Source organism: Thalassospira sp. MCCC 1A03138 (genome assembly GCF_002115785.1).
Taxonomy (GTDB): domain Bacteria; phylum Pseudomonadota; class Alphaproteobacteria; order Rhodospirillales; family Thalassospiraceae; genus Thalassospira.
Genome location: NZ_JFJY01000003.1, coordinates 168,565 through 194,028 on the forward strand (window position 1 = coordinate 168,565; position 25,464 = coordinate 194,028).

Here is a 25,464-nt window from a genome sequence, read left to right on the forward strand (position 1 = left end):
ATATCAGGATTGTTTTCGGATTTCCTGATCCGTCGGAAGGTCCGATATCAGATCGTTAATCGACCGATGAAGTTGCGGATGATGCCATTCGGGCACGATATCGCGCAGCGGCAGCAGAACGAACGCCCGTTGGTGCATGCGGGGATGGGGCACCTGAATGCCGCCCTCCTCGATCAGCAGATCATCCCCATAGGCAATTAGATCAAGATCAATCACCCGTGCTTCGTTTCTTTCGCGTCGAACGCGACCAAATTCCGCCTCGACATGGTGAAGACGCGCCAGAAGATCACGCGCACCCAAAGCGGTTTCAAGCCGCGCAACGCCGTTGACATACCAAGGCTGATCCGAAACCGGAACCGGTGCCGTCTCGTAGAACGGGGATACGTTTGCCACAGAAATGTCGCCATCCTCGGTCAATCGTCTAAGGGCTGCTTTCAATGTATCGGCTGGTGCCCCATATTCCTCCGTAGGAAGATTGGCGCCAAAGGCGATCAGAATCACCCTGTCATTACGGGCAGTATCGTTGTTCATGGTCGGCTTGCTCACGAAACTGGCTATTGCACATCATTTACGGGGATGCTGGCGCATAACTACGGAAGCGGCCCCGTTGTGTCCACGATATTTTCGCCCTTTCTTTGTGTGCAGTTGCACGGTAAAAAAGTCGGCGTTTCCCGAATTTTGGAAACGACATTATTAAAAAGCTATGTTTGAGGAATTTTCAGATGATTTTTTACCCGCAGGAACGCATCGGGCTGTTCATTGACGGCTCGAACCTTTATGCCGCGGCCAGAGCACTTGGTTTCGACATAGATTACAAACGCTTACTTGATCTTTTTGCACAAAAAGGTCAACTGATCAGGGCCTTCTATTACACCGCACTGATCGAAGATCAGGAATATTCCCCCATCCGCCCGCTCGTCGACTGGCTTGACTATAACGGCTACACCATGGTCACCAAACCGACCAAGGAATTCACCGATGCCGCAGGTCGCCGCAAGATCAAAGGCAACATGGATATCGAGCTGGCAATCGACGTGATGGAAATGGCACAACATCTTGATCATGTTGTTATTTTCTCCGGCGATGGCGATTTCCGCCGCCTTGTTGACGCTGTTCAGCGCAAAGGCGTTCGTGTCACTGTTGTGTCGACCGTGAAATCAAATCCGCCAATGGTTGCCGATGAATTGCGTCGTCAGGCCGACAACTTTATCGAGCTGACGGAACTGGAAGGCACAATCGCCCGCAAGGTTCAGCAGCGTCGCGAAGACGACCATCCGGATTTTGATGATCACCCGGAACATCCTGATCTGAATGAAATTGATTTCGATTAATCACCTTTTTCAACCAAACGACCGGGCGCAGCACGCATTGCGCCCGGCAAACTGTCGGACACGTCATGACCACCTATCTGCAACCCGACAGGGACTGCCTGCTTTGCCCGCGCCTTGTTGAGTTCCGCCGCGCCAATCAGGCAAAGTTTCCCGATTTTTATAACGGCCCCGTCCGCCCGTTCGGCCCCCTTGACGCCCGTCTACTTGTCGTCGGTCTTGCCCCGGGGGTAAAGGGTGCCAACGCAACCGGCCGTCCTTTCACCGGTGATTATGCCGGTGATCTGCTTTACGGCACGCTCAAGAAATTTGGCTTCGCCACGGGCACCTATGCAAAGCGCCCCGATGACGGGCTTGAACTGGTTGATTGCCGGATCACCAATGCCGTCAAATGCGTACCGCCTGAAAACAAGCCGACAGGCCCCGAAGCCAATACCTGCCGCCCCTTCCTGATCAGTGAATTTGCCGCGATGAAAAACCTTTCGGCCATTCTGTGCCTTGGACAGGTGGCCCATCAGGCAATGCTGCGCACCTTTGGCCTGAAGCTTTCATCCCTGAAATTCGGTCATGGGGCATCCCATCAGATGGAAAACGGGATTACACTGTTTGATAGCTATCACTGTTCGCGTTACAACACCCAGACCTATCGCCTGACGCCAGAGATGTTTGAAAACGTCTTTGTCGATATCCGCGCACATCTGGACCGTTAAATTGCCCGATACAGCCCCCCTACCTGGCTTGCTCGACCGACCTGCGCAACGTCTGCCGATTGACGTCCTGCGGGACGTTTTCGGCTATGATAGCTTCCGCGGTCAGCAGGCCGAAATCATCGATCATGTGATTGCCGGAAACGATGCGCTGGTCCTGATGCCGACCGGTGGTGGCAAATCTTTGTGTTATCAGATCCCTGCCCTTTGTCGTTCGGGAACGGCAATTGTTGTATCGCCCCTGATTGCCTTGATGAAGGATCAGGTCGATGCGCTAAGCCAGCTTGGCGTCAAGGCTGCCTTTATCAATTCAACACTTTCCCCGGACGCGGCGCGCGAAATCGAAACCCGCGCGATTGATGGCGATATCGATCTGCTTTATGTCGCCCCGGAACGGTTTGCGACGGATCGTTTTCTGAACCTGCTTGACCGGATCAGCATATCACTGTTTGCCATTGACGAAGCACACTGTGTTTCGCAATGGGGGCATGATTTCCGCCCGGAATACCGTCGGCTTGACCTTCTGCCAACGCGTTTCCCGCATGTACCGCGGGTTGCCTTGACCGCAACCGCGGACACGCCAACCCGCAAGGACATTGCCGAGAACCTGCATCTGACAAATGCGCAGTGCTTCCTGACCGGCTTTGACCGCCCGAACATTACCTATCGGATCGAAACAAAGGGAAATTCGAAGCAGCGCCTTCTGTCGTTCCTGAACCGTGAACATGCCGAAGATGCGGGGATTGTCTATTGCCTGTCGCGTCGCAAGACCGAGGATGTCGCGCAATGGCTTACCGATAACTGTCGCCCGGCCTTGCCTTATCACGCAGGTCTGACACAGGAAACAAGACAGCTTCATCAGGACAGGTTCCTGCGCGAAGACGGTCTGATCATTTGCGCCACGGTCGCCTTTGGCATGGGGATCGACAAGCCGAATGTCCGATTTGTCGCCCACCTGAACCTGCCCAAGAGCATGGAAGCCTATTATCAGGAAACCGGCCGTGCGGGCCGCGATGGCCTTCCGGCCAATGCATGGATGAATTACGATCTGTCCGATATCGTTTCCATCCGTTCCATGCTGGCATCATCCGATGCGCCCGACAGTCAGAAACGCATCGAAAGCCGCAAACTCGATGCTTTAGTCGGCCTTGCCGAAACCACAAAATGCCGTCGACAGGTCATTTTGTCCTATTTCGGTGAAGAGGATGCAAAACCCTGCGGCAATTGCGATACCTGCCTTGAACCGGTTGATACCTGGGACGCAACCGAGGCCTCCCGCAAGGCACTTTCGGCGGTTTATCGCACCGGACAGCGGTTCGGTCCGGCCCACATCATCGAAGTTCTGATGGGACGCAAGACCGAAAAAATCCGTCAGAACAGCCATGACGATCTTTCCGTCTACGGTATTGGCAAGGATGTCTCACAGCCGCAATGGCGGTCGGTTTTCCGCCAGTTGCTAGCCATGGGATATCTTCAGGTCGATGTCGAGGGGCACGGTGGGGTTTACCTGACCGAAGAATCCCGCCCCGTCCTGCGGGGTGAAAAAGTCGTTGAAATGCGCAAGGACCCGGGCGAAAGCAAGCGCACCATGACCAAGCGCCTGCGCGATTTCGATACCGAGTTCGAGAACGAGGAAGATCGTGATCTGTGGGAACGCCTGCGCACCCTGCGGCGCGAACTTGCCACCAGCCAGAATGTTCCGCCTTATGTCATTTTCAGTGACAGAACGCTTTGGGAAATGGTCCGCTTCAAACCACGGACATTGCAGGATATGGCATCAATCAACGGGGTTGGCGTCAAGAAGCTCGACCAGTACGGGCTGGTGTTTCTTGATGTGATGGACGGTCGGCGCTAAATCGGTTCTATGATCCGGCCAATGCCTGCCGGATGGCGGAAATCACCTGATCATCTTCCGGCTTGATCCGGGTGGAAAAACTGGCAACCAGATTGCCGTTCGGATCGACCAGATATTTGTGGAAATTCCATTTCGGGGCCTGATCGCTGCCAAGTTCCGCCTCCGCCCATTTAAAGAACGGATGCGCATCGTCTCCGCGAACCGACTGTTTGGTGGCCATCGGGAAATCGACATCAAAATTGACGGTGCAGAAATCCTTGATTTCGCTGTCATCGGCATATTCCTGCCCACCGAAATCGCCCGAAGGAACCCCCAGAACAACAAGTCCATCGGCCCGATAATCCGACCATAGCGCCTGAAGCCCGGTATATTGCGGGGTGTAACCACACATCGACGCCGTATTGACGACCAGAACCGCCTTGCCGCGATAATCGGCAAGGTCGATTTCGCCCCCGTCAATTGATGGGAATGAAAAATCGTGAGCATTCATCTCTTTATCGCTGGCTATGGCAGAATTTCCAATTATCAGGCAAATCAGTCCGCATAAACCGGACTTCAACAGATTCCGCATTCCGTTTTCGAAAGTTCTGATTTTCCTAGCCATATCGCTCTTCCGTCCATGGATCGGCATTATTGTGATAACCGCGTACTTCCCAAAATCCGGGCTTGTCGATTTTGGAAAATGTAATCTGGCGAACCCATTTGGCACTTTTCCAGAAATAGAGCTTGGGGATGATCACGCGAACCGGGCCACCATGTTCCTCGGTCAATGGCTCATCTTCCCAATGATGGGCCAGCAACACATCATCATCGATAAACTGATCAATCCGAACATTGGTCGTATAACCGTCATGGGCGGTGAAGAGCACGTGGCGGGCGTCTGATGTCGGCTTTACCAGATCGGCAAGCGACAAGGCAGACACACCCTGCCAGTGATTGTCGTAACGCGACCAACTGGTAACACAATGAATATCGTTCTTGGCCATAAAGGGCGGCAGATCAAGCAACTGGCCGAAATCAAGCGTGACCGGGTTTTCAACCTCGCCGTCAATCGTCAGGCGAAAATCATCCGTCCCGACATGCGGCGTAATGCCGAGATCAAGCACCGGCCAGTCCTTGACCTCGCGCTGGCCGGGCGGCAGGCGATTTTCATGGGCATGATCGGCCTGTCCCGTCAAAAGGCGCCCGTTTTCCGCCCATTTCTGTTTCGCTTCGATCAGCTTTTCCTTGATCTTGCCACTGAAACCATCAGCCATTCATCATCCTCCCTGACCACATCATACGAAAAATGGCGCAGTCATGTTCACCATGTCTGCGCCATTTATGCATTCTATCGCCATTGGCAAGCAATACACATGCTTGCGAGGCAGGACTATTATCCGAAATCCCGCATGATCCGGGCCTTGTCACGCTGCCAGTCACGTTCCTTGACCGCCTCGCGCTTATCAGCCTTTTTCTTGCCTTCCGCGATCGCCAGTTCAAGCTTGGCGATGCCACGGTCATTGAAATAAAGCTTCACCGGAACAAGGGTGAACCCCTTCTTGTTCAGGGCATCGCTCATTTTCGTGATTTCGCGTTTATGCAGAAGCAACTTGCGCGGACGGCGTTCTTCATGGCCGAACGGCATCTTGCTTTGATATTCCGGAATATAGGCATTAATCAGCCAGATCTCGCCGTTCTTTTCTTCGGCATAGGATTCCTGAATGTTCCCCTTGCCGTCACGAAGCGACTTGACCTCGGTCCCGCGCAGGGCGACCCCGGCTTCAAAAGTTTCCGTCAGGAAAAAATCAAACCGGGCCCGCCTGTTTTGCGCGACGACCTTATTATTGCTGTCTTCTTTTTTGGGTGCCATTACAACAACTTGTAGGCCGAAATTAATCCCTTAGGACAAAATTCCGGCAGTGCGCAGCGCGGATTCAACGCGCTGCTTGGATTCTTCGGTAATCTCGACCATCGGCAAACGCATGTGGCTGCCGCAAAGGCCAAGAAGCTCGGCTGCATATTTGACCGGTCCCGGGCTGGTTTCGCAGAACATCGCCTTGTGAACCGGCAGAAGTCGATAATTCAACTCCTGAACCTTGGCGATGTTCCCGGCTGCCCATGCGGTATGCAATTCCGCGCAAAGCTTCGGTGCGATGTTGGACGTGACCGAAATGCAGCCATGCCCGCCCTGCGCCAGGAACGGAACAATGGTGCCGTCTTCGCCCGACAACTGGCAGAAATCCGTCCCTGCCGCCAAACGCGTCAATGCCGGACGTTCCAGATCGCTGGTCGCGTCCTTCACACCGACGATACGCGGCAATTTCGAAAGCTGCGCCATCGTATCAACCGACATGTCCACGACCGACCGGCCCGGAATGTTGTAGATCACGATCGGAATATCGGTCGCGTCATGAATAGCCTTGTAATGCGCATACAGGCCACGCTGACCGGGTTTATTGTAATACGGTGTTACAACAAGTGCCGCATCGGCCCCGGCATTCTGGGCATGACGGGTCAGCGAAATCGCTTCGGCGGTCGAATTTGAGCCCGTTCCGGCAATAACCGGGCCGCGGCCCTTGGCAACTTCAAGTGCCAGTTCGACAACGCGGTGGTGTTCCGCATGGCTCAAAGTCGGCGATTCACCTGTGGTTCCGACCGGCACAACACCGGTCGTGCCCTGTTTAAGCTGCCAATCCACAAACGACTGGAACGCTTTCTCATCGATTGCACCATCCTGCGTGAACGGTGTAATCAAAGCGGTAATCGAACCCTTAAACATCGATATCTCCAAATCTTATCGTGGATTGAAAGCGACGCGAAAATAGCGGCTGTTAAGGCATCCGGCAAGCGTCTGTATACATTAAAGCGCGCCTTGTTTGATCAAGGTTACTCTTTCCTCTTACGACCGATTGGCAATTGGCTGTTTCACTGCCATAATAAGGGTGTCTGGAGCGCATTACCTGCCGTAAGGCAAAAGGGGAATTTTAAATGGCGCATGCGTCTTTCCGCGGTGTTTCGATCTGCGCATTGGCACTCGGTATGTTCACTTTGCTGACGCCGATTGGCGATAAGGCATTGGCCGCAAGTCAGGATAAAAATATCCTGACCGAACTGCCGCCATCACCGGCGTTTTCGTCGGTTAGCCGTGCGCGGCTGAATGTTTTTCTTGATGCGCTGGAAGACGGCCGCACAAAAACATTCGAAAAACTTCTTCCAAACTTTGACGACCCGCTGCTTCAGAAAGCCAGCGAGTGGATGTGGCTGATCAGCCCGAATTCCGGTCGCAGTTTCGAAGAAATCACAAATTTCATTGATGCCAATCCGAAATGGCCCAGTCAGTCACTGCTGCGTCAGCGCGCCGAAGAAGCCATGACCGATGCCGTTCCAGACGATGTCGTTCTGGCATGGTTCAAGCGGTCCGCCCCGGTTACAGCAGACGGTGCCACCCGCCAGATAAAGGCGCTTCTGGTGACTGGCGAAATCGAAGCCGCAACCACCCTCATACGCAACAGCTGGGTGAATGAAAATTTCGGCACCGGTCAGGAAAAACGTTTTCTGGATCGATACGGCAAATATATCGATCAGGAAACCCATCAACAGCGCCTTGACCGTCTTCTGTGGGAAGGTCGTCTTGGACCGGCAAGCCGCACTGAAAAATATGTCAGCAAAGATTATCTTTTGCTGGCCAAGGCACGCGCAGCCTTGCGGTCGCTCGACCCCGGTGTTGACGGCGCAATCAACCGTGTCCCCAAGAAATACCAGAACGATCCGGGCCTCATCTATGAACGCGTTCGCTGGCGCCGGATAAAGGACCGCGATCAGGAAGCGCGTGACCTGCTTCTCTCGCAGGCCAATGACCTCGCCTATATTTCAATCCGGCCGCAATACTGGTGGATTGAAAAGGCGATTCTTGCGCGCCGCGCCCTTCAGAAGGGGCATATTACCGATGCCTATCGTCTGGTTGCCAATCATGGCCAAAGTGATGCAGGCGATATCGCCGAGGCAGAATGGTTTGCCGGATGGATCGCCCTTGAATTCCTGGGCGATGCCCGCATCGCGCTGACCCATTTCCAGAACCAGTATGACGTCGTGCAATACCCGATCAGCCGTGCGCGCGGGGCCTATTGGGCCGGCCGGGCCAACGATGCGATTGGGGACAAGGAAAAGGCGCGCGAATGGTACAGGCTGGCAGCCGATCACGCCCATACCTTCTATGGCCAGCTTGCCATTGATGCACTGGGTGCCAAGCCCACCTACTCTGTTGAACAACCCGTCCCGACGGAACAGCAACGCGCCGATTTCGAATCGCAGGAACTGACACAGGTTACCCGCAAACTTGGTGAGATGGGCCTTGGCAACATCATTCGTCCGTTTGTCATGGCGCTTGTTTATGCGCATGACGAACCGGAATATCTCGCCATGGCAACCGATCTTGCGCGCGAATATGGCCGTGCCGACCTTGCAATTATTGCCGCCAAGCGCAGCATCCGGACCGGTAGCGGATATCTGGATGCGGCCTATCCCGTTCATGAACAGGTACCGCTTGGTCACAATCCCGACCCCGCACTGGTCCATGCAATCATGCGCCAGGAAAGCCTGTTTAACCCCGAAGCCGTTTCGTCGGCCGGTGCACGCGGCCTGATGCAGTTGATGCCTGCAACCGCCGAACGCATGGCCAAGGATCTTGACCTTGAATATGAAACTGCACGTCTGACCGCAGATCCGGGCTTCAATATCTCGCTGGGGCGCGAATATCTCTCGAAACTTCTGGATCGTTGGGATGGTGAAGAAATACTGACCATCGCAAGCTATAACGCCGGTCCAAGCCGCGTAAGACAGTGGATTGCAGAATATGGTGATCCACGAGACGCCGATGTTGACCCGGTCGACTGGATCGAAATGATCCCCTATAGCGAGACACGCAATTACGTCCAGCGCGTTATGGAAGGCACCTATGTCTATCGCCGCCGCTTCGCACGCGACGAAATCGCAATGGGTCAGCAGGATGAAACACCCTCAAATTCCCAGTGATTTGATCCAGCAACAGCGATCCGTTACGGACAGTTGAACCGTTTGCGGTTTGCCAAAGCGAACACCATATTCGATCAAACCCAGTTCGACAGATGAGGCCAGAGCAAATGTCAGAAAATGCACTTACTTCCTGCCGCGCATTCGTTTTCGATGCCTATGGTACCCTGTTCGACGTTGGATCGGCCGTTGACCGGTTCAAGGAAACCATCGGGGATGAAGCAGACCGGCTTTCAAGTATCTGGCGCCAAAAGCAGCTTGAATATACATGGCTGCGCAGTCTGATGGGCGACTTCACGGATTTCTGGAATGTCACCGGTGACGCTCTTGATTACGCCATGGCAGCAACCGGAAAAAAAGACCCCGCCCTTCGCGCAAAACTTATGGAAACCTATCTGTCGCTTGATACTTTCCCCGAAGTTGTTGAAACCCTGAAAACACTTAAATCCCAAGGGCACAAGCTGGCGATCCTGTCGAACGGCGCCAAACATATGCTGATTTCAGCAGCAAAGGCATCCGGGATTCTATCACTGTTTGACCAGATCATCTGTGTGGATGATATCAAAACGTATAAACCGCACCCCGAGGTCTATCAGCTTGCGGTCGACCAGCTCGAATTGACGCCCGCCGAAATATCATTCCAGTCGTCTAACGGATGGGATATTGCCGGTGCCGGGCATTTCGGGTTCCGCACGGCCTGGATCAACCGGACGCAGCAGCCAACAGAACGCCTGTCTCATAGCGCAGACGTGGTTTTAAAAGGCCTGGACGAGCTGCTGCCGCTAGTCGCACAGCCGGAAAAAGCCTGAAAACCGGGCCCGCGAAGTACGCCAATTCCGATCAGACCGAATAAAGAAAACCCGGAAAAGCGATTTGCAGCTTTTCCGGGTTTTATATTCTTTGCTGGCCTGCGGGAAAGATTGCCAACACAAACCTTTTATTGTTTGTGTTCTTTCTTCACGTTCGCGGCAACGATCTGACCGGCCTGAATGACGGTAAGACCGCCCTCTTCGACGGCACCTTCAATGCGACGGCAATGGCCTTCGATATGGGCACCCGGTTCGATCGACAGGCTTTCATGAAGGATATCGCCCAGCATACGGGCCGTTTCTGCGAGTGAAACGTCACGGGCGCGAACCTGACCGGTGACAGAACCACAAATGCGAACCTTTTCGGCGACAATCTCGCCGCGGACTTCGCCGTTCTGACCAATTGTCAGGGTACGCGTGCGAATGTCGCCATTCACAAAACCGTCCACCTGAACATCTGATTCAGAGATCAGATCACCGGTAACCCGAAGATCGGAATTGATAATCGACAGACCGCCTCTTTTCTCGGTCACCGAATTATGGGAATTAGTCGTTGTCTGCTGTCTCTTGCTCGTTTTTGAAAACATAATGTCCCGCCTCAATAAACTTGATGGGGTCTACCTGCTTGTCGTGAACCAGAACTTCATAGTGCACGTGGCTGCCGGTGCTACGGCCGGTACTTCCCATCAATGCGATTTTGCCCTTTAAATTCACTTCGTCGCCCTTCTTGACGAGGACCTTGTATAGATGTCCGAAACGGGTTCGAAGGCCGTTACCATGGTCAATTTCGACCATCTTCCCGTATTTTCCGCTCCATCCGGCGAACACCACCTTTCCGGGGGCCGTCGCATAGATTGGTGTTTTCATGGGCCCGGCAAGATCAACGCCGGAATGAAAAGCCCATTTACCGTTGATAGGGTCCTTGCGCTTCCCGAAAGAACTGGAAAGGTAATAGGAATCCGCAGGCTCCCCCAACGGGGTTCTTTTTATTCTATCATGCAGACTTACCAGCTGATCCATACGATCACCCACTGCAAGTGCCACACTTACAAACTGTTCGTCCTCGGGGTGCTCGGGCTCGAACGCCACGAACGGTCCACCCACACCACCGGCAACCTCGCCACCTCCCGGTGCCTGAGGCTTCATCGGCGGTGTAATGATCTCGTCAACCGTAAGACCAGTCATCTCAAGAACCGATTCCAGTTCCAGAATGGTACTGTCAGCGGTTTCCGCCACGCGCTGCATCGCCTGCTTCTGGATGGTATGCAGATCGGCAATGCGCTGACGTGCTTCACCAAGTTCCGATTGCAGTTTTTTCGAACGCTGCATGGCCTGATCACGCTCACGCATAACCCGCGACATGACGGTTTCGACAGTTTCCAGTTCGTCGCGCAAGGCAAGATTTCGGTTGGTAATCCCGTCAATCTGGGTCTGGAGCGCGTTCATCTGATTATCCATTGATGTCCGCAAGGCGGAAATCTGGACTTTTTCCTTTTCACTGACCGCCAGTTTCGAGGTGTAATCCTGAACCCGGGCCTGCAGCATCAAATTCTTTTCAGCCATCGACAGAAGATTACGGTGGGTATCTTCCATCTGTGATGTGATTTCACCAAAACGGCGCTGGCTTTCGGTGACACGTGCGATCAACTGATTGTAGGAAAGCTCGCTGCGAAACAGCTGTTCTTCACGCGTGGCAAGCCGTTGATCAAGATACCAGGAATAACCCGATACCCCGACCGTCCAAGTGATCGCAAGGACCCCGACCGATGCCAATGTCAGTTGAGCGTATTTGCCAATCCGCACTTGAGAAACGGAATCATTGGACCGCACAAGAATGTGCCGGTCCGGAAACCATTTTTCAATCAGGCGACGGCCACGTTCGAACGCCGACATACTCAGTGTCTAACCCCTATTTACCCAACATTGCCCGTTCGATACGAAATCGACGCACAACCGTTTTTTTTCAGACCCCGGCTGAATATCTATTTTCTTTACGCTACCTGTTAGCGCGAAGACAGGCAAGCACGTTAACACATCCTTAAGGGTAAAAAAATCATCTGCTTTGCACTTCAATATGTTACTCAATGATCTCCCGATGAATTCAACAGCGTTCAAAACATGCGTTTATCCCAATTCATGCTGACCTGTGCTGCAACATGGTTTTACAGCGGACGAACCACCAAGGCACCTGGCACGATGGGATCGCTGGCCGCTGTTCCTGTGGGCTGGGCAATTGCCGTTTTGCTGGGATACCCGGCTCTGTTGGCCGGAATTGTCATCGTATTCCTTGTAGGAATTCCGATTTCCCATAAATACAGCGAGATGATCGGGGTTCACGATCCCGGTGAAATCGTCATCGACGAAGTTGCAGGGCAATGGCTTTGCATACTTGTCGTTCCGCTGGGCAACGAGCTTGCCGATCTCGGCTGGCTGGCGGCGGCATTTGTCATGTTCCGGTTTTTCGATATTCTGAAACCCTGGCCGATCCGCTGGATCGACCGCCGGATCAGCGGTGGTTTTGGCATCATGCTTGATGACATCCTTGCGGGCATATTTGGCATGTTTGTATTGATCGCCGCCCGCTACTTTGCAGGAGTTTGACCGCCCATGAACATCGAACCGGATATTCTTGCGCGCGCAGAAAACCTGATTGCCCTATGCAAATCCAAAGGCGAAATGATCGCAACCGCAGAATCCTGTACCGGCGGGCTTATAGCTGGCGGGCTGACGGCCGTTGATGGCAGTTCGTCCGTTGTCGATTGCGGCTTTGTGACGTATTCCAACGAAGCAAAACACGGCCTGATCGGCGTACCGCAGGAATTGCTTGATACCTATGGTGCCGTCTCAGAACCGGTCGCGCGCGCAATGGCCGAAGGCGCACTGATCCGCGCTCCACTGGCAACACTGGCTGTCGCGGTTACCGGCATCGCCGGTCCGGGCGGCGGATCAGATGAAAAACCGGTTGGACTTGTCCATCTTGCTTGCGCTGGAAAAGGTCGGCCTACCCTGCACCGTCGCCGGGTCTATGACGGTGATCGCCATTCGGTACGCAAGGCAACCATCATCGACGCCTATGACATGCTTTCGAAAATGGTCGGCAAAACCGGTTAATCAGATTGGCGCATCATCGCCCATGCAGCGTGAATGCAACATGTACTCACCGATCTGACAGGGCCTCGTCCGGCTCGCCATAAACCTGATGGGCGCGGGTTTCAAATGCACCAACCATCAATTTGACGGCCTCGTTGAACACGACCCCGATCATCTTCTGCAACAGGGCAGAACGGAATTCAAAATCGACAAAGAAGTCGAGCCACGTTCCACCGTCTTCCGCCGGTTCAAACACCCAGTGATTGTTAAGGTACTTGAACGGCCCCTGCAGATATTCGACATCGACCCGATCCGGGCGCTGTAGCGTGACTTTTGATGTGTATTTCTCGCGAAACATTTTGAAACCGATCACCAGATCGGCATGCAAGACATCGCCATCGCGCTTGCGCACACGAGATGCCACACACCATGGCAGAAATTCCGAATAGGAATCGATATCCGCGACGAGGTCAAACAGCTGTTCCGGCGTATAGGGCAGTTTCCTGCGCTCCGCATGCGTCGGCACCCTGATCTCCTTTGTCGTCGCGTTTATCGGTTTGAAATGCGGCGCACTTACTGCGCCGCTGTTGTTGCCTGCATTCTGGCTTTGGCTTCGTCAGCAGCCGCAAGCTTTCTTTCGCGTGCCTTGCGCAGTTCCTCGAAGTCACGGTCCGCATGATAGCTTGAACGCGTCAGCGGCGTTGCCGACACCATCAGGAAGCCCTTGCCGCGTGCCATCGAGGCGTAATCCTTGAACTCATCCGGCGTCACGAACCGGTTAACCGGTTCGTGCTTAAGCGTCGGCTGCAAATACTGGCCAATCGTCAGGAAGTCGACATCCGCAACCCGCAGATCGTCCATGACCTGTGCCAGTTCATGACGCTCTTCACCAAACCCAACCATCAGGCCCGATTTGGTAAAGATCGTCGGATCAATCTGTTTGACGCGATCAAGAATGCGCAGCGACTGGTAATAGCGCGCACCCGGCCGGATCGAGGTATAAAGCCTGGGAACGGTTTCAAGGTTATGGTTGAAAACGTCCGGACGTGCACGGGCAACGATTTCAACGGCACCTGGCTTATCGCGGAAATCGGGGGTCAGAATTTCAATCGTGGTTTCCGGCGATTTATGGCGGATCGCCTCGATCACGCGGGCAAAATGTGCGGCTCCACCATCGGCCAGATCATCACGGTCGACCGAGGTGATCACGACATGTTTAAGCGCCATGTCGGCAACCGCCATCGCAAGGTTTTCCGGCTCGAACGGATCAAGCGCACCGGGCATGCCGGTCTTGACGTTACAGAACGAACAGGCACGCGTGCAGGTGTCCCCCATGATCATGAAGGATGCGTGTTTCTTCTGCCAGCATTCACCAATGTTCGGGCACGCCGCTTCTTCGCAGACGGTATGCAAATTGAGGCCGCGCGCAAGTTCGCGCGTTTCCTGATACCCCTTCGAGGTTGGCGCCTTGACGCGAATCCATTCGGGTTTGCGTCCGGACGGACGATCCGGGCGTTTCTGCTTTTCCGGGTGACGAAGTGCCTGTGCTTCGTTGCGCGCCGTCGACATAGAGTTACCTCCGAAGGATTGGACGGGCGGCAATGTGCCGCCACGTCACGCATTTGTCAAACCGACAATCGTCCAAAACGGTCATACCGGGCATGTTCGCCCGGTACAACGCCGTATTCTAGAAGTGGATCGCACGCCCATAGGCGTCAAGGACCGACTCATGCATCATTTCCGAAAGGGTCGGATGCGGGAAGACCGTATGCATCAGATCTTCTTCGGTCGTTTCAAGACCCATGGCCACGACAAAGCCCTGGATCAGCTCGGTCACTTCGGCACCAACCATGTGCGCACCAAGCAATTCACCGGTCTTGGCATCAAACACCGTTTTGACCAGACCTTCGGCCTCGCCCAGTGCAACCGCCTTGCCGTTCCCGATGAACGGGAATTTGCCGACCTTGACGTCGTAACCGGCTTCCTTGGCTTTGGCTTCGGTCAGACCGACACTTGCCACCTGCGGATGGCAATAGGTGCAACCCGGAATCTTGCGCGGATCAAGCGGGTGAACCCCTTTGACACCGGCAATCTTTTCAACGCAGATGACGCCTTCATGCTCGGCCTTGTGCGCCAGCATCGGCGGTCCTGCGACGTCACCAATGGCATAAATGCCCGGCTCTGCCGTTGCCGAATACTCGTTCGTATCAATGACGTTGCGATCAACCTTGACCTTGGTGGTTTCCAGACCGAGATTTTCGGTATTGCCGATCACACCAACCGCGGAAATCACGCGATCAACGGTCAATTCCTGTTTCTTGCCGTCCTTGGTTTCAATCGTGACGACAACATTGTCGGCGTTGCGCTTAAGGTTCGCGACCTTGGCTTCCGTCAGGATTTTCATCCCGTCCTTGGTCATCATCTTCTGCGCAAGGGCGGCCACTTCCTTGTCTTCGACCGGCATGATCTGCGACATGATTTCGACCACCGTCACTTCCGCACCCATAGTGTGGTAGAAGCTGGCAAATTCGATACCAATCGCGCCTGAACCGACAACCACAAGGCTTTTGGGCATCTTGTCAGGCGTCATCGCCTTTTTATAGTCCCAGACCACCTTGCCATCGGCTTCCAGCCCCGGCAGGGACCGTGCCCGTGCACCTGTCGCGATAATGTAATTCTTCGCGGTATAGGTACCGGCATCCTTGCCTTCGACCTTGATCTTTTTGGGACCGTCGAATTTGGCTTCGCCGTTGATCACGGTGACCTTGTTCTTCTTCAGAAGATGGCCGACACCGCCCGAAAGCTGCTTGGAAACGCCGCGCGAACGCTGAATGACTGCATCCAGATCAAAGGAAGGCTTTTCACATGACAGACCGAATGACTTGGCATGCTGCATGTTGCGATAGACTTCCGCCGAACGCAGCAGCGCCTTGGTCGGAATACAGCCCCAGTTCAGGCAGATGCCGCCAAGATGTTCGCGTTCAACAACCGCGGTTTTCAGGCCAAGCTGTGCGGCACGAATGGCCGTGACATAGCCACCGGGGCCCGCGCCAACAACGATTAAGTCGAAATTGTTATCCGCCATCGTAAGATCTCCTTCGCCTGCCCGTCACCGGTCACAGGTCTTGAAATTCAAATGCTTGCGGGGACTGTTTAAAGTCCCCGCGCAATTTCCGAACCTCAGAGCAACATGCTCAGCGGATCTTCGATCAGCTTTTTGAATTCAGCCATGAATTCAGCACCGACCGCACCATCGACCACACGATGGTCGACCGACAGCGTGCAGCTCATGACGGTGGCAATAGCCAAGGCACCGTCCTTGACAACCGCGCGCTGTTCACCGGCACCAACGGCCAGAATGCAGCCCTGCGGCGGGTTGATGATGGCAGAGAATTCCTTGATGCCAAACATGCCAAGGTTAGAGACAGAGAAAGTCCCTCCCTGGAATTCTTCCGGTTTGAGCTTACCTTCGCGTGCCTTGCCAGCCAGAGCCTTCATCTCGGTCGAGATTTCGGCAAGCCCCTTGCCACCCGCATTGCGGATAACCGGGGTGATCAGTCCGCCATCAATGGCAACCGCAACCGAAATGTCCTGCTGCTTGCACTGCAGGATGGCTGCATCGGTCCAGACAGCATTGGCCGCCGGAACACGCTTCAGCGCGATGGATGCTGCACGAATGACGAAATCGTTGACCGAAACCTTGACCCCCTCGCCGGCTTTCTCATTAAGCTGCTTGCGGGTAGCAAGCAGATTGTCGAGTTCGCAATCGACCGTCAGGTAGAAATGCGGAACCTGCTGTTTGGACTGGGTCAGACGACGGGCAATAACCTTGCGCATCGAGCTGTTCGGGATTTCTTCGTATTCCGGCAAACCGGTCAAATCCGGGTTCCAGCCAGACGCCGCCGGTGCCTGCGGGGCTGCTGCAGGTTTCTCGGCAGCAGGAGCCGAAGAAGTAGCAGCAGAAGCAGCTTTATCGGCCGGTTTGGACGACATTGCGGCCTCGACATCGCGTTTCACAACACGACCACGCGGGCCTGAACCTTCGACCTTGCCAAGATCAACGCCTTCGTTCGCAGCAATGCGACGCGCAAGCGGGCTTGCCTTGACGCGATCCCCACCGGAAACCGGTGCGGCAGGTGCCTGACCTTTTGCCGGTGCAGACTCTGACTTCGATTCTTCCTGTTTCGGCGCTTCCGCAGCCGGTGCAGCGCCGCCAGTAGACGCTGCAGACGTATCTGCACCATCAAGCGCGCTGGCATCTTCGCCTTCTTCCAGAAGAAGTGCTATAACCTCGTTCACAGCAACGCCTTCGCTGCCTTCGGAAACAAGGATTTTGCCGATTTTGCCTTCATCGACGGCTTCAACTTCCATCGTGGCTTTATCGGTTTCGATTTCGGCAATGACGTCACCTGACTCAACGGTGTCGCCTTCCTTGACAAGCCATTTCGCCAAGGTGCCTTCGGTCATGGTCGGCGACAGGGCCGGCATCAATATCTTAACAGGCATGAACGCAATCTCCCGGTAACGGGGCGGCGCGGGTTTGCCGCGCCCTGCCCCTGTCCGTTTTACTTAGCGATAGCAAACGGCCTTGGCCGCATCGACGATGTGTTGCTCCTGCGGAAGTGCAAGCACTTCGAGGTTAGCAGCATATGGCATCGGAACATCTTCACCGGTAACGCGCGCGACCGGCGCATCCAGGTAATCAAACGCATGTTCCATGATGACCGATGCGATCTCGGCACCGATACCGGCAAAGTGCCAGCCTTCTTCGCAGGTCACGAGACGGTTGGTTTTCATGACCGAGCGAACGATGGTGTTCACATCAAGCGGACGGATGGTCCGAAGGTTGATGACCTCGGCGGAAATGCCCTGCTCTGCAAGCTGCTCTGCCGCTTTCAGCGCCTTGCCGACCATGATTGAAAACGCAACGATGGTAACGTCCGTTCCTTCGCGTTCGATCTTTGCCTGACCGATCGGAAGAACGAAATCTTCGTCGTCCGGCACTTCGAAGCTTTGTCCGTAAAGGATTTCGTTTTCAAGGAAGACAATCGGGTTCGGATCACGAATAGCAGCCTTGAGCAGACCCTTCGCATCGGCCGCCGACCAAGGTGCGACAACCTTGAGCCCCGGGCAATGAGCATACCAGGATGCATAGCACTGCGAATGCTGTGCGCCCACACGCGACGCAGCACCGTTCGGGCCACGGAACACGATCGGGCAACCAAGCTGGCCACCGGACATATACAGGGTTTTCGCAGCAGAGTTGATGATCTGGTCAATCGCCTGCATGGCGAAGTTAAAGGTCATGAACTCAAGAACCGGTTTCAGGCCCATGAATGCCGAACCGGTTGCAAGGCCGGTAAAGCCATGCTCGGTAATCGGGGTGTCGACAACACGCTTGTCACCGAATTCATCGAGCAAGCCCTGGGTGACTTTATAAGCCCCCTGATACTGCGCGACTTCTTCCCCCATGACATAAACGTTTTCATCGGCTCGCATTTCTTCGGCCATGGCATCGCGCAGGGCTTCACGAACGGTCTGGGTCTTGAACGACGTATAGGTTTTCTCGTCCTGGGTCGCGTTCATGACGCTCATGGCACGCGGGTCCTGTTCGGCCCGTTCAATCGCACCGCTTGCAGCAACCGGTGCTGCATTGGACGAACTGGCCGGGGCCTTTTCTTCTTCCTTGGCTTCGGCCGGTGCGGCGTCGGCTTTCGGTGCAGAAGACGCCGAAACATTATCAAGGGCGGAAGCATCCTCGTCTTCTTCGAGGATATAGGCGATCACAGCATTCACCGCGACGTTTTCAGTCCCTTCGGCAATCACGATCTTGCCGATGGTCCCTTCGTCAACGGCCTCGACTTCCATCGTGGCTTTGTCGGTTTCAATTTCTGCAATCACGTCACCGGAGGCAACAGTGTCGCCTTCCTTGACGGTCCATTTGGCAAGCGTGCCTTCTGTCATGGTCGGCGACAGCGCCGGCATCAAAACTTCAATCGGCATTGTTCCCTCTCTCCCGGGAAATATCGGTCAAAAGCGGTTCGCGGGTGTCGCGATCACGCGTCGATCAGAATATCTGTGAACAGTTCGGAAACATCCGGTTCCGGGCTGTTTTGCGCAAACTCGGCCGCTTTGGCGACTTCCGCTTTCACATCCTTGTCGATGTCCTTGAGACCAGCCTCGTCGATGATATCGCCATCGATCAGCAGCTTTTTGACCATATCGATCGGATCGTGCTCTTTACGCATTTTATCGAGCTCGTCCTTGGTACGATATTTCGCCGGGTCGGACATGGAATGCCCGCGATAGCGATAGGTCTTGAGCTCAAGGATATAGGGCCCTTTGCCTTCGCGGCAATGCGCAACGGCACGTTCACCGGCGTCCTTGACCGCCAGAACGTCCATGCCATCAACCTGTTCGCCCGGGATACCATAGGCAGAACCGCGCTCGTAAAGGTCCGGGCTGGCCGAATGGCGCTGTGCCGACGTTCCCATGGCATACTGGTTGTTTTCGATGCAATAGATCACCGGAAGCTTCCAGAGCGCTGCCATGTTGAAGGATTCGTATACCTGCCCCTGGTTGACGGCGCCGTCCCCAAGATAGGTCAGGCAGACACGGTCCTGACCGCGATATTTGTAATTGAAGGCAATACCGGTGCCGAGCGAAACCTGCCCGCCGACGATACCATGCCCGCCATAGAAATTCTTTTCCTTGGAGAACATGTGCATCGAGCCGCCCTTGCCGTGCGAATAACCGCCTTCACGGCCGGTCAGCTCTGCCATGACCCCTGCTGGGTCCATGCCACAGGCCAGCATGTGGCCGTGGTCGCGGTAACTGGTAATCACACCATCATCGCCGGTAATGGCAGCCTGCATGCCGACAACGACAGCTTCCTGCCCGATGTAAAGATGGCAGAAGCCACCAATAAGCCCCATGCCATAAAGCTGACCGGCTTTTTCTTCAAAGCGACGGATCAGCAGCATTTCACGGTAATATTTGAGGAGATCGTCACTGCTCGCCTGATTGTCGGCGCGCGTCGTGGCGCGTTTGCGTTTTGTGGTCGCCATGTTTCCTCCCGGTGGATGGCTGTCGCTTAAGCATCATGTATGAGCGCTTAATTCGGTACTGGACCACCGAAATGACTACCCAAAACTACGTGTCGAAGCAAGCAATCTAACCACCCGTAAACTGTTGTTTTGCAACGCACAATCACAAATAAACCAAATAATGGTTAATTTATGTTTTTTTGCATATATACATAATTCAAGCGTTTCCAGTGACTTGAGGAACCGGCTTCATTCCCGTTCATTCCATCAGGTCACAAATGCTATGCTTTCCTGAAAAGAATATCACAGATCCGACACGTTTATTTCGCAACTGCCAGAAGAAACAAAAGGTTGTGTTGCCATGATCACAAACTATTGCAGGTCACAAATCAACCAAAAGACAGTTGAAACAACGCTGTAAGAGAGGATGTCAAATTCCCGCCAAGCAGCCCGGGCTGTAAAATCACGGGAAATACAGCCTCGGCCGCGCGCATTTTCAATTTTGGAAGTTGATCTCGCGCATAAAAACCCTTCCGGATTCTAAGCATAAATCTGCCGCGACCGATTACTGGCTGGCAGCAACCGTTTCGTCGGCCGGGTAGCCATTGTGATGGAAGATAATCAGATCATCCGGGTGCGCGGCATTCAGCATCGCGCGCGCACGTTCATCGAGCAGATCAGGATCAAGATGCTTCGGGCGCATCGCAATCACGCGCTGCTCCAGATGCTTGCGCTTGTCGATGATTTCATCGCGCACTTTTGCGATATCGGCCACACGGTCCTGCATCGACCAATAAGCCAGCAAACCACGATTACCTTCGACACTGTGGAAGATGAAATAGACCATAATGGTAAATGCAATGACCGGAGCAATAGCCTGACCTAGTCGGCGAATAACCGGCGATGTTGACGACATTTACCCCTGCCCCGTACGCGCAAGAAAAGAATCAACAGGAAAATCACCATTCCGGATTCGAAATGGAAAAACTGCGTGCGTTATTTCCCTTTGATCGCAAAGGCATAAACACAGCAATACTGAAAATCCCCGTAAGAATACCGTCCAATATAAACACAACAGGGTAAAAATAAGCTTAAAACAGCAATGCTAATCCACGGCAGTTACGCTCAATTAGCTGATCCTGAACAACAAAAAACCGTCCCGGAATAACGGGACGGTTTTTCAAATTCAGTCCTGCAATCGAACCTTATTTCAGGATCGAACGCCCCGGATAATAGGCACCCGCCCCCAGCATCTCTTCGATGCGGATCAGCTGGTTGTATTTCGCCAGACGGTCAGAACGTGACAGCGAACCGGTTTTGATCTGCCCGCAATTGGTGGCAACCGCAAGATCGGCGATGGTCGAATCTTCGGTTTCGCCCGAACGGTGCGACATAACCGCAGTATAGCCAGCACGATGGGCCATTTCGACGGCCTCAAGCGTTTCGGTCAGCGAACCGATCTGGTTGACCTTCACGAGGATCGAGTTAGCAACGCCCTTCTTGATGCCATCGGCAAGGCGCTTCGGATTGGTTACGAACAGATCGTCGCCAACCAGTTGAACCTTTTTACCGATTTCCGACGTCAATGCCGCCCAACCGTCCCAGTCATCTTCAGACATGCCGTCTTCGATCGAGAAAATCGGATACTTGCTGACCAGATCGGCCCAGTATTTGACCATGCCGTCTGCATCAAGGGTCTTGTTCTCGCCCGCCAGAACGTATTTGCCACCTTTGTAGAATTCGGTCGATGCCGCATCAAGGGCAAGGACAACGTCTTCTTCCGGGCGATAACCGGCAGCTTCGATCGACTTCATGATGTAGCTGATGGCTTCTTCGCTCGACCCGATATTCGGGGCAAAACCACCTTCGTCACCAACAGAAGTGCTCAGGCCATCTGCCGACAGGGCCTTTTTCAGGTTATGGAAGATTTCCGCCCCCATGCGGATTGCGTCCGATCCGGTTTCTGCCGAAACCGGCATCACCATGAATTCCTGAACGTCAATCGCGTTGTCGGCATGTTCGCCGCCATTGATGATGTTCATCATCGGCACCGGCAGTGTGCGGGCGAAAGCCCCACCAACATAACGATAAAGCGGAAGGCCTGCTTCTTCAGCCGCGGCCTTGGCAACCGCCAGCGACACGCCCAGAATGGCGTTCGCACCAAGACGGCTCTTGTTCGGCGTCCCGTCAAGATCGATCATGATGCCATCGACCTCGACCTGGTCTTCGGCATCCATACCGGCCAGGGCTTCAAAAATCTCGCCATTGACGGCGGCAACCGCTTTGGTCACGCCCTTGCCAAGATAACGGTCTTCCTTGTCACGCAGCTCGACGGCTTCATGCGCACCGGTGGATGCACCCGACGGAACGGCTGCACGACCAAAGGCGCCACTTTCCAGAGTTACATCAACTTCGACAGTCGGGTTGCCACGGCTATCGAGGATTTCGCGGCCGCGGATATCGATAATAGCGGTCATGACGGAAACATTCTCCTCACTGAGATTATCTGCACCCCTGCGGGGTACTTTGGTTACAGCATAAAAGAAATGCCGCCATCATGTCTGATGGCGGCATTTGCATATCAATCCTTGAACATGTCCAGACGAACCGGATTGGCTTTTGCCACTTTGTCCAGTTCCATCAGAACCGACAAAACTTCCGGAAGCTTGTTCAAGGGAATCTGGTTCGGACCATCGCTGATGGCCGCATCCGGGTTATCGTGGGTTTCGATAAACAGGGCGGCAATGCCGACAGATACAGCCGCACGCGCCAATACCGGAGCAAATTCGCGCTGTCCACCCGACGTTGTCCCCTGCCCACCCGGCTGCTGAACAGAATGGGTCGCATCAAATACGACCGGATAGCCCTGACGGGCCATGGTGGGAAGTCCACGGAAATCGGTTACCAGCGTGTTATAGCCAAAGCTGGTCCCGCGATCACAAAGCATGATGTTTTCGTTGCCGGTTGACGCAATGTTGTTCGCAACATTCGCCATGTCCCAGGGTGCCAGGAACTGGCCCTTTTTGACATTCACTGCGCGCCCGGTTTTACCCGCGGCCTGCAAAAGATCGGCCTGACGGCACAGGAACGCCGGAATTTGTAGAATATCGGCAACTTCCGCGACCGCCACACACTGATCTGGCAGATGAACGTCGGTGACAATCGGAAGGCCGGTCTTTTCCTTGACCTCAGCCAGAATGTCGAGACCTTCGACCAGACCAACCCCGCGCCTCGACGTGCTGCTCGTGCGGTTTGCCTTGTCAAACGAGCTTTTGTAAACAAGCCCGATCCCTATCCCTTCAGACAATTCCTTAAGCGCTGCGGACATTTCCAGTGCGTGCTGACGGCTTTCGATCGCGCACGGCCCTGCCAGAAGCGCAAAGGGCCTGTCATTGGCGAATTCGATGTTGCCGACTTTGACAGTTTTGATTTCCGTCATTTCGAAGTCTTTCATTCAGGCTGTGTGATCAAACCAGACGGCTGCGCTCTTTGGCGGCCTTGATATAGGACACAAACAGCGGATGCGGATCAAGCGGACGCGAACGCAGTTCCGGGTGGAACTGAACGCCGATGAACCACGGGTGATCCGGGTATTCGACGATTTCCGGCAAACGCCCGTCCGGCGACAGACCCGAGAATTTAAGCCCTTTTTCCTCAAGCTGCGCCATGAAGTTTACGTTAACTTCGTAACGATGGCGATGGCGCTCAAGAACGGTCTCACTGCCATAGATATCACGCGCACGCGTACCGTCGACCAGTTTGCACTCGTAATTGCCAAGGCGCATGGTGCCACCAAGATCATCTTCGCCGCTGCGACGCTCAACCGAGCCACCATCTTTGGCCCATTCGGTCATCAGGCCCACAAGCGGGGTTTTCGTCGGACCGAATTCAGATGAAGACGCATCCTTAAGGCCCGCAAGATTGCGTGCGGCTTCAAGAACCGCCATCTGCATGCCAAAGCAGATACCGAAATACGGCACCTTGTTTTCACGGGCATAGCGCGCAGCGGCAATCTTGCCTTCCGTGCCACGCTCGCCAAATCCGCCCGGCACCATGATCGCGTCCAGTTTGGACAGGATTTCGCTAACATCGCCTTCTTTTTCAAGCGCGTCAGACGCAATCCATTCCAGTTTGACACGGACCTTGTTGGCGATACCGCCATGGGTCAGTGCTTCGGTGAGCGACTTATAGGCATCGGGCAGCTGAATGTATTTGCCAACGATCCCGATGGTAACCTCACCTTCCGGATTACGGATGATGTTGCAGATTTCTTCCCACGGCCCCAGATCCGGGTCCTGTGCCTGCAAGCCGAAGTGATGAAGCACTTCGTTATCAAGACCATACTGGTGATAGCTGATCGGCACCTGATAGATATTGTCGACGTCATAGGCCGGAATAACAGCGGCTTCGCGCACGTTACAGAAGCGCGCAATCTTGCGGCGCTCATTGACCGGGATTTCACGGTCGCAACGGCACAACAGGATATCGGGCTGAATACCAACGCTTTGCAGTTCCTTGACGGAATGCTGGGTCGGTTTGGTCTTAAGCTCGCCCGCCGACGAAATATAGGGCACCAGTGTCAGATGCATGAACAGCGTGCGGCCATCGCCAAGCTCGTTTCCCATCTGACGGATCGCTTCAAGGAACGGCAGACTTTCGATATCGCCAACCGTACCGCCAATCTCGACAAGGACAAAATCCTCGGTCGCGTCGGACTGGACGAATTCCTTGATGGCATCCGTGATGTGCGGGATCACCTGAACGGTCCCGCCCAGATAATCCCCGCGACGTTCACGCGCAATCACGCTGGAATAGATGCGACCGGTGGTCACGTTGTCAGAACGACGCGACGAAACACCGGTAAAACGTTCATAGTGACCAAGATCAAGATCGGTTTCTGCACCGTCTTCGGTTACATAGCATTCGCCATGCTGATACGGGCTCATGGTGCCCGGATCGACGTTGATATACGGATCAAGCTTGCGCAGGCGAACAGTGAAACCACGTGCCTGAAGCGAGGCACCCAAAGCAGCAGATGCCAGGCCCTTGCCCAGCGAAGAAACAACGCCACCGGTGATAAAGATATAACGGGTCATGTCTTTGCCTCATCTCAAAGCAAAACGCCGCAGTTCGATGCCGCTCAGTGCATCACGAACCGGGGAATACAACAATCAAAAATTGAGGCGGCAAGTTTGCCGCCTCTGGTCGTCGGTTTGTTTTTTAGCGGGTCGGAGCCGCCGGTCCGGTGTCCTCGGCGGGCTGTTGTTCAGCTGCCGGGGCCGGAGCCTGATCCAGTATGGATGTCGGCTGGGTATGAGTGTTGGACAACAATGCCAAGGCAAGGCTTGTAATCATGAATGCCCCGGCAAGAATAGCGGTCGTACGTGTCAGAAGGTTTGCTGCGCTGCGCGAGCTCATGACGCCGAAATTACCGCCGCCGCCACCGCCGCCGCTTCCGCCGATACCAAGCCCACCGCCCTCGCTGCGCTGTACGAGAATGACGGCAATCATGCCAAGCGCAAGAAGAAGGTGAATTACCAGAATGACAGTTTGCATGGTCTCGAAACTCTTGTCCTAAAACTTCCGATCCGAACATTATTATGGCCGGATCGGGCAAAA

The 25,464-nt window shown here is 54.4% G+C and carries 25 protein-coding genes; 7 read left to right on the top strand and 18 right to left on the bottom strand.

The window, feature by feature from the left end:
• Positions 1-3: 3 nt before the first annotated feature.
• Positions 4-531: a 2-amino-4-hydroxy-6-hydroxymethyldihydropteridine diphosphokinase gene (folK, locus tag TH468_RS08610; RefSeq protein WP_085643291.1), complete on the bottom strand. Its 528-nt coding sequence runs from the start codon at positions 529-531 to the stop codon at positions 4-6.
• Positions 532-722: 191 nt separating this feature from the next.
• On the opposite strand from folK, the gene TH468_RS08615 reads away from it, so the two are divergent.
• The 3 genes from TH468_RS08615 to recQ all read left to right on the top strand — a co-directional run bounded on the left by TH468_RS08615 (position 723) and on the right by recQ (position 3,890).
• Positions 723-1,331, top strand: coding sequence for an NYN domain-containing protein (locus tag TH468_RS08615; RefSeq protein WP_085643293.1), 609 nt, complete (start codon positions 723-725; stop codon positions 1,329-1,331).
• A 65-nt stretch (positions 1,332-1,396) separates the two neighbouring features.
• Entirely contained in the window at positions 1,397-2,038 is a 642-nt protein-coding gene (locus tag TH468_RS08620; RefSeq protein WP_085643295.1) for a uracil-DNA glycosylase, read from the top strand.
• A gap of 1 nt (position 2,039) precedes the next feature.
• Positions 2,040-3,890: a DNA helicase RecQ gene (recQ, locus tag TH468_RS08625; RefSeq protein ID WP_085643297.1), complete on the top strand. Its 1,851-nt coding sequence runs from the start codon at positions 2,040-2,042 to the stop codon at positions 3,888-3,890.
• A 7-nt stretch (positions 3,891-3,897) separates the two neighbouring features.
• On the opposite strand, the gene TH468_RS08630 is transcribed toward recQ, so the two are convergent.
• The 4 genes from TH468_RS08630 to dapA form a co-directional block, all read right to left on the bottom strand.
• Positions 3,898-4,380 (bottom strand): glutathione peroxidase, encoded by a 483-nt coding sequence (locus tag TH468_RS08630; RefSeq protein ID WP_246832269.1) that lies wholly within the window; start codon positions 4,378-4,380, stop codon positions 3,898-3,900.
• A 106-nt stretch (positions 4,381-4,486) separates the two neighbouring features.
• Positions 4,487-5,146 carry a sulfite oxidase-like oxidoreductase gene (locus TH468_RS08635; protein WP_085643301.1) on the bottom strand — a complete coding sequence of 220 codons (660 nt, stop codon included), beginning with the start codon at positions 5,144-5,146 and terminating at the stop codon, positions 4,487-4,489.
• 119 nt (positions 5,147-5,265) lie between these two features.
• Positions 5,266-5,742 carry an SsrA-binding protein SmpB gene (gene smpB / locus TH468_RS08640; RefSeq protein ID WP_007089481.1) on the bottom strand — a complete coding sequence of 159 codons (477 nt, stop codon included), beginning with the start codon at positions 5,740-5,742 and terminating at the stop codon, positions 5,266-5,268.
• A 30-nt stretch (positions 5,743-5,772) separates the two neighbouring features.
• A complete protein-coding gene (gene dapA, locus TH468_RS08645) occupies positions 5,773-6,651 on the bottom strand; it encodes a 4-hydroxy-tetrahydrodipicolinate synthase (protein WP_085643303.1) in 879 nt (292 codons plus the stop codon).
• A 209-nt stretch (positions 6,652-6,860) separates the two neighbouring features.
• On the opposite strand from dapA, the gene TH468_RS08650 reads away from it, so the two are divergent.
• Both TH468_RS08650 and TH468_RS08655 read left to right on the top strand, forming a co-directional pair.
• Positions 6,861-8,903 (top strand): lytic transglycosylase domain-containing protein, encoded by a 2,043-nt coding sequence (locus TH468_RS08650; protein ID WP_085643305.1) that lies wholly within the window; start codon positions 6,861-6,863, stop codon positions 8,901-8,903.
• 107 nt (positions 8,904-9,010) lie between these two features.
• A complete protein-coding gene (locus tag TH468_RS08655; protein WP_085643307.1) occupies positions 9,011-9,709 on the top strand; it encodes a haloacid dehalogenase type II in 699 nt (232 codons plus the stop codon).
• Positions 9,710-9,837: 128 nt separating this feature from the next.
• On the opposite strand, the gene TH468_RS08660 is transcribed toward TH468_RS08655, so the two are convergent.
• Positions 9,838-10,242, bottom strand: a complete 405-nt coding sequence (locus tag TH468_RS08660; protein WP_246832270.1) for a polymer-forming cytoskeletal protein — start codon at positions 10,240-10,242, stop codon at positions 9,838-9,840.
• Between the two features lie 13 nt (positions 10,243-10,255).
• Entirely contained in the window at positions 10,256-11,602 is a 1,347-nt protein-coding gene (locus TH468_RS08665) for a M23 family metallopeptidase (RefSeq protein ID WP_085643311.1), read from the bottom strand.
• Positions 11,603-11,827: 225 nt separating this feature from the next.
• Between TH468_RS08665 and TH468_RS08670 the strand changes: the two genes are divergently transcribed.
• Complete coding sequence (locus TH468_RS08670; protein WP_085643313.1) at positions 11,828-12,310, top strand: phosphatidylglycerophosphatase A; 483 nt, start codon at positions 11,828-11,830, stop codon at positions 12,308-12,310.
• 6 nt (positions 12,311-12,316) lie between these two features.
• Positions 12,317-12,820 carry a CinA family protein gene (locus TH468_RS08675; protein WP_085643315.1) on the top strand — a complete coding sequence of 168 codons (504 nt, stop codon included), beginning with the start codon at positions 12,317-12,319 and terminating at the stop codon, positions 12,818-12,820.
• Between the two features lie 46 nt (positions 12,821-12,866).
• On the opposite strand, the gene TH468_RS08680 is transcribed toward TH468_RS08675, so the two are convergent.
• The 11 genes from TH468_RS08680 to secG all read right to left on the bottom strand — a co-directional run bounded on the left by TH468_RS08680 (position 12,867) and on the right by secG (position 25,401).
• Positions 12,867-13,325 (bottom strand): type II toxin-antitoxin system RatA family toxin, encoded by a 459-nt coding sequence (locus tag TH468_RS08680; protein WP_085643317.1) that lies wholly within the window; start codon positions 13,323-13,325, stop codon positions 12,867-12,869.
• Positions 13,326-13,372: 47 nt separating this feature from the next.
• A complete protein-coding gene (lipA, locus tag TH468_RS08685; RefSeq protein ID WP_007089472.1) occupies positions 13,373-14,368 on the bottom strand; it encodes a lipoyl synthase in 996 nt (331 codons plus the stop codon).
• Between the two features lie 118 nt (positions 14,369-14,486).
• Positions 14,487-15,884, bottom strand: a complete 1,398-nt coding sequence (gene lpdA / locus TH468_RS08690) for a dihydrolipoyl dehydrogenase (RefSeq protein ID WP_037991253.1) — start codon at positions 15,882-15,884, stop codon at positions 14,487-14,489.
• A gap of 95 nt (positions 15,885-15,979) precedes the next feature.
• Positions 15,980-17,305: a pyruvate dehydrogenase complex dihydrolipoamide acetyltransferase gene (locus TH468_RS08695; RefSeq protein WP_085643319.1), complete on the bottom strand. Its 1,326-nt coding sequence runs from the start codon at positions 17,303-17,305 to the stop codon at positions 15,980-15,982.
• 63 nt (positions 17,306-17,368) lie between these two features.
• Positions 17,369-18,802 (bottom strand): pyruvate dehydrogenase complex E1 component subunit beta, encoded by a 1,434-nt coding sequence (locus TH468_RS08700; protein ID WP_085643321.1) that lies wholly within the window; start codon positions 18,800-18,802, stop codon positions 17,369-17,371.
• 53 nt (positions 18,803-18,855) lie between these two features.
• Positions 18,856-19,866, bottom strand: a complete 1,011-nt coding sequence (gene pdhA, locus TH468_RS08705; protein WP_037991264.1) for a pyruvate dehydrogenase (acetyl-transferring) E1 component subunit alpha — start codon at positions 19,864-19,866, stop codon at positions 18,856-18,858.
• 544 nt (positions 19,867-20,410) lie between these two features.
• Complete coding sequence (locus tag TH468_RS08710; protein WP_051682326.1) at positions 20,411-20,761, bottom strand: septum formation initiator family protein; 351 nt, start codon at positions 20,759-20,761, stop codon at positions 20,411-20,413.
• A gap of 289 nt (positions 20,762-21,050) precedes the next feature.
• Positions 21,051-22,322 (bottom strand): phosphopyruvate hydratase, encoded by a 1,272-nt coding sequence (gene eno / locus TH468_RS08715; RefSeq protein ID WP_007089466.1) that lies wholly within the window; start codon positions 22,320-22,322, stop codon positions 21,051-21,053.
• Positions 22,323-22,426: 104 nt separating this feature from the next.
• Positions 22,427-23,284, bottom strand: coding sequence for a 3-deoxy-8-phosphooctulonate synthase (kdsA, locus tag TH468_RS08720; RefSeq protein WP_085643645.1), 858 nt, complete (start codon positions 23,282-23,284; stop codon positions 22,427-22,429).
• Positions 23,285-23,312: 28 nt separating this feature from the next.
• Entirely contained in the window at positions 23,313-24,941 is a 1,629-nt protein-coding gene (locus TH468_RS08725; RefSeq protein ID WP_085643323.1) for a CTP synthase, read from the bottom strand.
• A gap of 124 nt (positions 24,942-25,065) precedes the next feature.
• Positions 25,066-25,401 carry a preprotein translocase subunit SecG gene (gene secG, locus TH468_RS08730; RefSeq protein WP_007089463.1) on the bottom strand — a complete coding sequence of 112 codons (336 nt, stop codon included), beginning with the start codon at positions 25,399-25,401 and terminating at the stop codon, positions 25,066-25,068.
• Positions 25,402-25,464: the final 63 nt, after the last annotated feature.